This window comes from Flavobacteriales bacterium (assembly GCA_025210295.1).
GTDB lineage: Bacteria > Bacteroidota > Bacteroidia > Flavobacteriales_D > Parvicellaceae > S010-51.
On the sequence record JAOASC010000044.1, the window covers coordinates 83819 to 94980 of the forward strand.

An 11162-nucleotide genomic window follows, 5' to 3' on the forward strand; every position below is an offset into this window, starting at 1 on the left:
AATTATAAGATTAATCCAATGAAAGGGGAAAACACACTGAATACAGAAGAATTAAAATATAAAAAGTTAATCGTTGTGTTGTCTATTGCGATACCATTAGCAGTGGCAGCTTTATTTGGAATTAAGATTCCAAATGTTGGACCTTTAACCTTTTTGCCTCCAATTTATGCTACAATTAATGGAATAACAGCCGTAGCTTTGGTGGTAGCTGTAGTAGCAATAAAAAATGGTAATAGAACACTTCATGAACGATTAATGCAGTTTGCGTTGGTATTATCATCTTTGTTCTTAGTGTTGTATGTCGCGTATCACATGACTTCAGATTCTACCGTGTATGGAGGAGAAGGAGCAGTTAAATATGTGTACTACTTTATTCTAATTACGCATATTATACTCTCTATAGGAATCATTCCTTTAGTATTGATTACTTATGTAAGAGCGTTGTCAAAACACTTTAAAAACCATAAAAAAATAGCAAAAATAGCTTTTCCTCTATGGTTATATGTTGCAGTAACTGGAGTGGTGGTTTACTTAATGATTTCACCTTATTACGTTTAAAAATAAAACAGATGTTATTGAATACGTTTGAAGCTGCTACAACAGAAAAAGTGTTAACTCGGTTAGCTACAATTTCACATGAAACATTACCATTGTGGGGTAAAATGAACGCTGCTCAAATGTTAGCGCATTTGAATGTAGCTTACGATATGGCCTATCACCAAGAGGCTCATAAAACTTCTTGGCTGCAAAAAATACTATTAAAAACATTTGTAAAGAAGATTGTCGTAGGGGATAAGCCCTATGCTAAAAATTCAAGAACAGCTCCAGCATTTCTAATCACTTCAGAAAAGGAGTTTGAAAATGAAAAGTCTAGATTTATTGAAAACCTGAAAACAACAGAACAAAAAGGCGTGGCGTATTTTGAGGGGAGAGAAAGTGCTTCTTTTGGCCCGCTATCAGCTAAAGAGTGGAGCAATATGTTTTACAAGCATATCGACCATCATTTTGCTCAGTTTGGAGCATAGTTTATTTAACACTTCTGAGACATTTATTGGGGGAATTTAGAGTATCTTTGTAGGCTAAACTATACACACTCTATGAATACGATTAGATTTAATCACTCCGAAAATGCTGAATTTGTAAAAGTATTACGGAAACGCGTTAATAATTATTTTAAAGAAAATAAAATTACCAAGTATGCTAACTTTAATATGAAGTTAAAAACAGTGGTGATGTTGACCATCTACTTTTTACCGTTGATTTTAATGTTAACAGGTGTTGTTCAAAATATTTGGTTAATAGGTTTGCTGTGGGGAGTGATGGGAGTAGGAATGGCTGGAATAGGTTTTTCAGTGATGCACGACGCTAACCATGGAACGTATTCTAAAAATCAGAAAGTAAACCAAGCAATAGCTTTTGTGATTAGTCTTATTGGAGGCTCATCAATCAATTGGAAAATTCAACATAATGTATTGCATCATTCTTATACCAATATTCAAGGACATGATGAAGATATTGACCTAGAACCTTTATTACGTCTTGCTCCCTCTCAAAAACGATACAAAATTCACCGTTTTCAAGTTTTTTATGTCTGGATTCTCTATAGTATAATGACGTTATATTGGTTTTCTGTAAAAGATTTTGATCAAATAAAACGTTATAAAAACAAAGATTTATTGAAAGGACAAGGAATAACATTTAACAAAGCTTTACTAGGAATAATAGGGAATAAAATTTTATATGTTGGTGTTTTACTTGCTTTACCACTCATTTTTGTAAATATACCTTGGTGGCAAACGATCATAGGGTTTGTTATTATGCATATTGTTTGTGGGTTGATGTTGTCTACTGTATTTCAATGTGCACATGTTGTAGAAGAAACAGCCTTTTTTACAGTTGATGAAAATTCAAGTATGGAAAATAATTGGGCTGTTCACCAAATGAAAACAACTCTTAATTTTGCACAAAAAAACCGAGTATTATCATGGTTTATAGGTGGGCTTAACTTTCAAATTGAACACCACTTGTTTCCTAATATTTGCCATGTTCATTATCGTAAAATCTCTAAAATTGTAAGAGAAACAGCCAAAGAGTTCCAATTGCCTTACCATACTCAAAATTCATTTTGGAGCGCGTTGAGAAGCCATGTGGTGCTTTTGAATAAGTTGGGCTTAGGAAAGATATAAAACATAGAACTAAAAAGCCCTTTCATTAATGAAAGGGCTTTTTTTATTTACTCTTTAAGTGTACAATCGGTATCAGTACCTCTTCTAAACTGATTCCACCATGTTGGAACGTATGTTTGTAGTATTTTAAGTAATGGTTATAATTGTTAGGATAAACAAAGAACTTGCTGTCTTTTGCAAAAACAAAAGTTGTACTAACATTTTGTTTGGGTAAAAAAGCATCCTCAGGCTTTCTCACTTCAAAGACATCTTTCTTTTCATAGGTTAGGTTTTTCCCTTGCTTATACCTTAAATTGGTATTGGTATTACGGTCACCTACAACTTTACTAGGTTCATCCACCTTAATGGTTCCATGGTCGGTAGTAACGATTACATCACAATTGTTTTGAGCGATTAATTTAAAAATATCAAATAGCGGAGAGTGTTCAAACCAGCTTAATGTTAGTGAACGATATGCAGCTTCGTCATCAGCTAATTCTCTGATAACTTCCATGTCTGTCCTCGCATGAGAGAGCATGTCTACAAAATTATAGACAATAGCATTAAAGTCATTTTGTAACAAATTAGAAAAATTATCTGCTAACTTTTTACCGCTTTCTAAATTGGTGATTTTATGATAACTGAATCGTTTGTTGATGTTGTGACGTTTTAAATTCTCAGCTAACAGTTCTTTTTCAAACAAGTTCTTTCCTCCTTCATCCTCATCATTTTTCCAGTATTGTGGCAATTTTTTTGCAATTTCGGCAGGCATCATTCCTGCAAATAAAGCATTTCTAGCATACTGTGTAGCAGTCGGTAAAATGCCATAGTATAAGTCTTCAGAATCGATATTAAAATATTCTCTTAACAATGGTCTTAATACCCTCCATTGATCATACCTTAAATTGTCAATGACCACCAAAAAAGTGGTTTTATGACCTAGTTTTGGAAAGACTTCTTTTTGAAGTAGCTGATGAGAAAGCAATGGCGCATCAATTCCATTTACCCAATTCAGGTAGTTTTTCTCAACAAAACGAGAAAATAAGTCATTAGCCTCTCGCTTTTGCATGTTGAGAATTTCTTTCATGCTCTCATCATTGCTTTTTGCTAATTCTAAGTCCCAATAAACAATCTTTTTATACAGTTCAGCCCACTCTTGTTCATCCATCCTGTCTTGCAAGTCCATTGAGATTTGACGGAATTCTTGCTGATAACTAGATGTTGTTTTTTCGCTAACAAGTCGTTTCCCCTCTAAATTCTTTTTGATCGAGAGTAAGATCTGATTAGGATTAACAGGCTTAATGAGGTAGTCAGAAATTCGTCCTCCTATTGCTTCTTCCATAATAGACTCTTCCTCACTTTTGGTAATCATAACAATAGGAATACTAGGATGTTTAGCTTTAATTTGTTCTAAGGTCTCCAAACCTGTTAATCCAGGCATGTTTTCATCTAGAAAGACAATATCAAAATTACTTTCATTAATTTCATCGACAGCATCGCTACCACTGTTTACTGTTGTGAGGTTATGTCCTTTAGCTTCTAAGAACATGATGTGTGGTTTTAGTAAGTCAATTTCGTCGTCTGCCCAAAGAATTTTTGCCATAGGTTTTGTTTTTGTATTAGTTAACCAATAAAAAGTTGGTTTATTGTTGTTGAATTTAAAAAAATAGAACGTCTTTTTTTAGAAAGAGTTTCTTAATTGAGTAAAAATTAAGATAATTTATGAAAGATTGTTTTTAGTTCGCTTTGTATAATTCGATTAGAAAGTTTCAACTGTTGAAAGTGTTTATGTTAATAGCCTCTTTCCATTCAAGAGGAGCAGGTAACATTTTATCTGTAAATTCAAGATGAATAACTCTTCTATTCTCTAAGTTTTTGGTTCGTTTGGAAGCGTGTAATAGTAGAGGTTTCATAATGAGAATTCCTCCTTGAGGAACTTCGCAAATCACTTTTGGTCCTTTTTTGTCTTGAAGCCAATTATTGATGTTGATAATCCCCTTTTTGTGAGAGCCATCAATAACACTTAGGGCTCCATTTTCATGTGTACAATTATCTAAATGTATACGTATTGTAAAGATGCTCTCTAAAAACTCTTGATCGGGTTGTACAATGACTCTTTCTTTATTTTCTCTCCAATTTTTGTATCCAGCGATATTGGCTTTGTTCATTAAATTAATCGTTAAGTCTTGATGCCAGTTAACCACCCAGTTAGCGTTGGGAGGTTTGTCGAAGTAGATTGATTTAATAACAGAGTTACATTTAGGGGCTATTTTCTTGATGAGTTGTATGAGGTTGCTGTTGAATACTTTTTTAGTGATTTCAGGATATTTGATTAAAAATTCTCTTTCTCCAAAGTTACTACCGAGCGAGGAACGATCAATTAGTTGGATAATTGTATTTATTTCATTTACGGTATAAATGTTATCAAGGATATAATATCCTTTATGTGCTAATTGATCATTCATGTTTTACTCCTTTGGAATAATAAAATTATAAAATAACAAATTGAATATGCATCAACTTCATTATATTCGCTCAAATAAATTTAGAATTATGCCAAAATTAACGGTAAAAAAATCAATTGTAATTAAAGCATCGCCAGAGAAAGTATATGGTGTTGTTGCAGACTTTAGTCAATGGCAACCGTGGTCTCCATGGTTAATTATGGAAGATGGAGTAAAAGTCAACGTAAGAGCAGATAAAAAGTATTATGAGTGGGAGGGAGATTTAGTAGGTGCTGGAAATATGACTGTAGCATCTGAAAAAGAATTTACTCGTATTGACTACGATTTAATGTTTTTAAAACCTTGGAAGTCCAAAGCAAAAGTAGCATTTGAGTTAGAAAAACAAGGTGATGAAACACTTGTAACTTGGTACATGAATAGTAGTCTGCCTTTCTTTTTGTTTTGGATGAAAAAAATGACAGAAAATTTCATCGGAATGGATTATGATAGAGGGCTTAAAATGTTAAAAGACTATGTAGAAGACGGGACTGTTCATTCTAAGTTATCGTTTAAAGGAATTAGTCAATTTGAAGGAGCAAAGTATATTGCTATTAATACAGAATGTGCAATTCAAGATATGCCAGAGAATAGTAAGAGAGATTTTACAAAATTGATGACATATATGAGAGATAACCATGCTGATATAATGGATAAGGCAATGAGTATCTATCATAAATGGGATATGAGAAAACAACGTGTGAATTATTCTGCTTGTGCAATTGTTTCTGAAATTCCAAAAGATCTTCCTGCTGGATTTGTCACTGGTGAATATCCAAAGGCTAAAGTATATGCTGTACACCATACAGGGCCATATCATCACATTGGTAATGCATGGACAGCGCAAATGATGAGACAAAGAGGTAAGGTCTTTAAACCAAGTAAACAATTACACCCTATGGAGTATTATATTAATAGCCCATTTGATACTGATGAATTAGCATTAGAAACGGAAGTACTATTCCCTATAGCTTAGTCTAATAATACATCTATCATAACAAAAAGGCGGTCGAAATTTCGACCGCCTTTTTGTTATATAAGAGTTTAATACTTTGATCAATCAACATAATCGTCGTCAATAAGACGCTGTTTAATGATTTCTAAATGTTTCATTTTATCGGCCTGTCTCAGCTTTATTGCAGAGTCAGTAAAGTATTTGTGCATGGTTAAGAATTTAACTTGAATTTCGTCCCAAGTTCGATCACTATCAATTTTTCCATGGTCTCGTAATTCTCTTCTCAAGGTGTCAGAAATTTCAAAAAAGTCATCTCTTCCTAAATAATCTAAATCAGCATCACAGATGATTTGTTCCAGTAAGTTATTAGGCTGATGCGGTATACGGGTAGCGTAGATTAACTCCTCAACTTGTTTAACTTGCTCTGGAGTATATCCATATTTAGGAAGTATTTCAGCTGCCATACGTGCACCTATAGGTTCATTAGCATCGTATTGTTCTACAAATCCAGCATCGTGATAAGTCGCAGCAGATTTTAAAACAAAAATATCCTCATCCAATACCCCCTCCATAATCGCAATACGTTCTACAGCCTCAACAACATCTAATGTATGATGTATTCCATGATAGTGGAGGTTAGGGGAAAGTTCTTCTTCCAGAATTTTCATAATATGACGTTCTGCTTTTCTATAGTTAATACTACTATAGATGTGAAGATTCATATAGTCCTTAAACTTTTGATTAGGAACTGTCCCATCTGCGTCTTTGGATAAGTGTGGCTTAATTCTGTCGACAAAATACATGTCGATTTCACCTTTGTTTTTAGCTGCGATTTTTCCTCTATAGGTACAATCGAAATAAGGTTTAATTTGGTTATAGGTTGTTCCAGAAATATTTACTTTTCCTGGAACACTAGATGTCTCCATTCGTTGAGCAACATTTACTGTATTTCCCCAAATATCATAAGCAATACGTTTGGTACCAATTACTCCTGCAATAACATCTCCAGTATGTAACCCTATTCTTAGTTCCCAATAACGTTCACCAATACTCTCCATTTTTTGCTGCATCACTTTCATGTGCGCTTGAATTTCTAATGCAGCTAATACACTATTAACAGGATTTTCTTTATCTCTTAGTGGAACACCACCAGCAGCCATATAAGCATCTCCAATCGTCTTAATTTTTTCGATTTGGTGCTTTTCTATGATTTGGTCAAAATCTTTAAAGAGCATATCCAATTGTGTTACCAGTTCAATTGGTTTCATGGTTTCAGCAATCTTAGTAAAGCCTTTAATATCGGTAAACATCACTGTTACCATTCGGTAATACCTTGTTCTAGCTTTACCTTTGTTTTTAAGCTCTTCGGCAGTCTCGGCAGGTAAAATATTGAGCAGTAATTCATCTGCTTTGTTTTTTTCAATCTCTAGTGCCCTCTTTTGTTCTTCAATTTGCTCTTTTTGTTTCGTAATGGTTTTGGTTCTTTTCTCAACTAAGAAAGTCAGTTTTCTCTTTTGAGATTTCATACTTCTTATTCTAATGATATAAGAGATGTAGAAAATAAGTAAGATAAAGAAAGTCAATGCTGTAATAAACCACCATGTTTTCCAAAAGGGGGGAGTGATGATTAATTTAATTTCTGTTGGTTCAGTAGACCAAACACCATCAGAATTGGCTGCCCAAACTTTAAAGGTGTAATTTCCAGGAGAGAGATTAGAATAGTTGATTTGTTGCATGTCCCCCAATTCAAGAGAGGTGTCATATAAGCCATCCATCATTATTCTATATTTGTTTCCTTTGGAGTGTGTATAGTGAAGCGCAGAAAACTTAAATGTGATATTGTTTTGCAAATACCTTAATTTCAATTGTTTTAAATGAGTAGTAGATTGAATAGAATCTATTTTATTAGCTATGGGTTCGTTAAACAATAAAATGTCTGTAATAACTACTTTAGGAGGTTTTATGTTCTTAATAATCTTATTAGGGTCGAATACATTGAACCCATTAATTCCTCCAAAGTAGAGTTTGCCAGATGCTCCTTTGTGATATGCACCATTATTAAACTCATTACTTTGTAATCCATCATCTTCAGTAAAATTTTGAAAGCTATTATAGGCAATATCGAAAAGTGATAAACCAAAGTTAGTACTTACCCATAGTTTATTGGAGTCATCTTCCATTAACAAGCCGTAGATGGCATTGTTGGCAAGTCCATTTTCTTCTGTGTAGGTCTTAAAGAATTCATTTTTACTATTCAAATGGTTGAGTCCTCCACCATAAGTTCCTATCCAAATATCATTTTTTTGTCCTTCTAGTATAGATAAAACCGTATTATCGCTAATCGATAACGTATCTTCTCCTTCATTTGAATGTGTAATGAATTGATATTGATATTTGTTGTTAGCATCTCTTACTCCTTTACATAGCCCACCACCGATTAGTCCTATCCAAAGTACATGTTCTTTATCGGTGATAACAGTTTTACATTCGTATTTAGGTAACTTATATCTGCCAGTATCTAGATTACTGTAAAATTGATAGGTTAAGGAATCAAGAGTCACTCGAGCTATTCCCTCTTTACAGGCAGCCCATAGGTTGTTCTCATTATCGAAGTGAATATAGTTGACTCGATTATCATGGCTCCCCTCTATCTCCTTGCGATAGGGAATATTGGTATAAGTACCATCTTTAGGTTCAAAAAGGTAAAGTCCATCTGAGGTTCCTGCCCAAAAACGGTTGTAAGGATCTTTTTTTAGGGAATATACACTGTTGTTGGCACTAGCTCCTTTAAAAGGGTATTGATGAAAGGTCTTTTCTATAGTGTTGACGATGGTAATCCCTTCTCTTGTCCCAACAAATATATCATTTCCATTTTCGTATATGCTCCAAACGTTTTTATCTAATAAGCTATTGGGGTTACCGTATTGGTAGTTGTAGTGCTCAAAAAATTGTTTAATAGGGTCAAAAAAATTAAGACCATCTTGGGTACCGATCCAGATGGAACCATTTTCATCCTCAAGGATGGCATTAATAATATTACTAGAAATAGAGTAAGTATTGAAATCGTTTTGTATAAAATTTTGCTTGAAATATTCCCCTTGTTTATTCTTGCTGATCGAATATAATCCATTTCCATTGGTCCCAATCCATATTACATTTTTCTTAACTAAGAAGCAAGTAGCAAAATTGATGTTTTCTTGAGCTAAAAATTTAGGAACAGAGACCTTAAAGTTTGTTTTATTAATACTATTAATCCCATGATTGGTACCTACTAGCAGATGATCTTGATCATATTTCGAAAAGGAGAGGATAGTGTTGTCAATCAAGTTTTTTGTTTCATCTATTATTGTCGTTTTCTTATTCTTTTTATTAAAAACAATTATACCTCTGCCTTTAGTACCAATCCAAACATTATCCTCATCTAAAAAAATTTGATTGAGTTTATTGAATGGAAAGCCATTAGAGGTGTTATATTTTTCTACTTTATCATTAGAGGGCCAATAGTGAAAGAGCCCATTGTTTTGTGTCGTAAACCAGATAGAGCCATTGTTGTCAATGGCCAATTGTTGTACATCTATTTTTGATAAAATATTTTCTTTTGGAAAAGAATGAAATGTAGATGACTTAGGGTCATAACGATTAAGTCCCCCATTTTGTGTTCCAATCCAAATTTGAAGAGAGTTAGAATCTTGTTGAATACAATTGATAAATGAATTAGATAAAGAATGTTTATCGTCTATTCTATGCTTATAGGTCTTAAAATGATAGCCATCATATCTATTGAGCCCATCTTGAGTACCTGACCATATAAACCCTTTCTCGTCTTCTAAAAGCGTTAAGATACTGCTTTGAGAAAGCCCATCTTTAATGGATCGTTTATTAAACCTTATGGTTTGTCCATAATAAAATAAACCTGAAAACAACAAGAAGAATAGAAGGAGGTAAACTCTCATTTATAAATGATTTTGCAATTGTTTTTGTATCAATTTAGTAACATATTTACCTACAATGTCAAACTCAAGGTTTACTGTTGTACCTATCTTAAACGTATGGAAGTTGGTATGCTCATATGTATAAGGAATAATAGCAACTGAAAATTGATTATCATTGGAGTTAACAACTGTAAGGCTAACTCCATTTATTGTTACAGAGCCTTTTTCAACAGTAATATTCCCTTGATCCTCATATTCAAAAGTGAAAATCCAACTACCATCTGCATTTTTTATAGCAATACATTTTGCTGTTTGATCTACATGCCCTTGAACAATATGTCCGTCAAGCCTATTACCAATTTGGGTACAACGCTCAAGGTTGACCAAATCTCCTGTGCTTAATAGACCAATGTTAGATTTTTGAAGAGTCTCATCGATAGCAGTGACTACATAGTTTTTTCCGCTTTTCTCAACCACAGTTAAGCAAACACCATTATGTGCAACGCTTTGGTCAATTTGAAGCTCATCAGTAAAATTAGCTTCAATTGTAAGGTGGACATTAGTTTGGTCTTTTTTTAGGTCAACGACCTTTCCTAGTTGTTCTATTATTCCAGTGAACATATTAATCTAAGTGTTTTAAGTTGGTTTTAGTTGTACTCTTTTTATCTTTTAAGAATTCACTACTGATGTCATTCTCCTCATTAGCTTTGGTATTTGAAAAACGAATTCCAATAAAAAGTTCATGCGTTCCAGTGCTGTAATTTCTAAGGTTTGTTGTGGTAAAATCATAAGCATATCCAAAAGATAAGTTTTGCTTATAGGTTACTCCTAAAAGAACAGAAGCAGCATCCATTGTTCTATATACGCCTCCTAACCATAACTTATCTTTCCAAATTACTCTTGCCATAATGTCTGCTTGAACTGGTGCAGGAGAAATGTATTTAATAATAGCTGATGGTTCTACTTTAAAATCCTTAGCTACTCTAAATTTATAACCTCCATTAACGATAAAATGATTTTCTAATCGGCTTAATCCAGTGTATAAAGCTTCATTAAACTTTAGCTTTGATTGCAATAGATTAGGCATGGTAAAACCTACAAACCATTTGGGATGGTACAGGTGAGCACCAAATTTAGCATCAGGAACTAAGCTTCTCATTACTCCATTAACAATTACTTGATCATTGGGATCGTATAAGTCTATTTTATGAGCATCTAATTTCCATTCTAGAATTCCTCCACTTAATGCTAAGCCTAACTTGATTCTTGAAGTCAGTTTTAACTTGTAAGTGTAAGAAAGTTGAGCGCCTGTTCTTCTTGTTGGCCCTACATGATCGGTATAAAGAAAAGCTCCAATACCAGCATAATTGTTTTTCAGTGGCCCATGAATACTTAGGGTATATGTTCTTGGTGCATCAGCTATTCCTTGCCACTGATATCGGTGATTAGATCGGGCATCAATGTAAGATTTTGTGCCTCCTATTGCAGGATTTACAGCATAGTCGTTAAAATAGTATTGACTATACAAAGGCAACTGTTGTGCACAGTTATTATCCGTAAAAACAATTACAGTAATAATAAGCAATATGGTTGAATAGATATATTTCAT

General features: G+C 33.6%; 9 protein-coding genes. 4 read left to right on the forward strand and 5 right to left on the reverse strand.

The annotated features are described in order from the left end of the window. The first annotated feature begins 18 nt into the window (after window positions 1–18). The 3 genes from N4A35_13345 to N4A35_13355 all read left to right on the forward strand — a co-directional run bounded on the left by N4A35_13345 (window position 19) and on the right by N4A35_13355 (window position 2186). Window positions 19–558, forward strand: coding sequence for a DUF420 domain-containing protein (locus N4A35_13345; GenBank protein MCT4582393.1), 540 nt, complete (start codon window positions 19–21; stop codon window positions 556–558). Between the two features lie 11 nt (window positions 559–569). Next, window positions 570–1025: a DUF1569 domain-containing protein gene (locus N4A35_13350; protein MCT4582394.1), complete on the forward strand. Its 456-nt coding sequence runs from the start codon at window positions 570–572 to the stop codon at window positions 1023–1025. 72 nt (window positions 1026–1097) lie between these two features. Next, entirely contained in the window at window positions 1098–2186 is a 1089-nt protein-coding gene (locus N4A35_13355) for an acyl-CoA desaturase (protein MCT4582395.1), read from the forward strand. A gap of 43 nt (window positions 2187–2229) precedes the next feature. Here N4A35_13355 and N4A35_13360 read toward each other — a convergent pair whose 3' ends face one another. Both N4A35_13360 and N4A35_13365 read right to left on the reverse strand, forming a co-directional pair. Next, window positions 2230–3768: a PglZ domain-containing protein gene (locus tag N4A35_13360; protein MCT4582396.1), complete on the reverse strand. Its 1539-nt coding sequence runs from the start codon at window positions 3766–3768 to the stop codon at window positions 2230–2232. A gap of 166 nt (window positions 3769–3934) precedes the next feature. Beyond that, window positions 3935–4630 carry a phytanoyl-CoA dioxygenase family protein gene (locus tag N4A35_13365; protein MCT4582397.1) on the reverse strand — a complete coding sequence of 232 codons (696 nt, stop codon included), beginning with the start codon at window positions 4628–4630 and terminating at the stop codon, window positions 3935–3937. Between the two features lie 88 nt (window positions 4631–4718). On the opposite strand from N4A35_13365, the gene N4A35_13370 reads away from it, so the two are divergent. Next, entirely contained in the window at window positions 4719–5642 is a 924-nt protein-coding gene (locus tag N4A35_13370; GenBank protein ID MCT4582398.1) for an SRPBCC family protein, read from the forward strand. A gap of 80 nt (window positions 5643–5722) precedes the next feature. Here N4A35_13370 and N4A35_13375 read toward each other — a convergent pair whose 3' ends face one another. The 3 genes from N4A35_13375 to N4A35_13385 are packed head-to-tail and all read right to left on the reverse strand — an operon-like array spanning window position 5723 to window position 11162. Next, window positions 5723–9574, reverse strand: coding sequence for a hypothetical protein (locus N4A35_13375; GenBank protein ID MCT4582399.1), 3852 nt, complete (start codon window positions 9572–9574; stop codon window positions 5723–5725). Next, on the reverse strand, window positions 9575–10174 hold the full coding sequence (locus N4A35_13380) for a riboflavin synthase (GenBank protein MCT4582400.1): 600 nt from the start codon (window positions 10172–10174) through the stop codon (window positions 9575–9577). Window position 10175: 1 nt separating this feature from the next. Continuing rightward, complete coding sequence (locus N4A35_13385) at window positions 10176–11162, reverse strand: type IX secretion system membrane protein PorP/SprF (protein ID MCT4582401.1); 987 nt, start codon at window positions 11160–11162, stop codon at window positions 10176–10178.

What these genes read in the sequence shown, in the direction of transcription:
- N4A35_13345 (MCT4582393.1), top strand. Translation starts at nt 19, where the DNA reads ATGAAAGGGGAAAACACACTGAATACAGAAGAATTAAAATATAAAAAG.
- N4A35_13350 (MCT4582394.1), top strand. Translation starts at nt 570, where the DNA reads ATGTTATTGAATACGTTTGAAGCTGCTACAACAGAAAAAGTGTTAACT.
- N4A35_13355 (MCT4582395.1), top strand. Translation starts at nt 1,098, where the DNA reads ATGAATACGATTAGATTTAATCACTCCGAAAATGCTGAATTTGTAAAA.
- N4A35_13360 (MCT4582396.1), bottom strand. Translation starts at nt 3,768, where the DNA reads ATGGCAAAAATTCTTTGGGCAGACGACGAAATTGACTTACTAAAACCA.
- N4A35_13365 (MCT4582397.1), bottom strand. Translation starts at nt 4,630, where the DNA reads ATGAATGATCAATTAGCACATAAAGGATATTATATCCTTGATAACATT.
- N4A35_13370 (MCT4582398.1), top strand. Translation starts at nt 4,719, where the DNA reads ATGCCAAAATTAACGGTAAAAAAATCAATTGTAATTAAAGCATCGCCA.
- N4A35_13375 (MCT4582399.1), bottom strand. Translation starts at nt 9,574, where the DNA reads ATGAGAGTTTACCTCCTTCTATTCTTCTTGTTGTTTTCAGGTTTATTT.
- N4A35_13380 (MCT4582400.1), bottom strand. Translation starts at nt 10,174, where the DNA reads ATGTTCACTGGAATAATAGAACAACTAGGAAAGGTCGTTGACCTAAAA.
- N4A35_13385 (MCT4582401.1), bottom strand. Translation starts at nt 11,162, where the DNA reads ATGAAATATATCTATTCAACCATATTGCTTATTATTACTGTAATTGTT.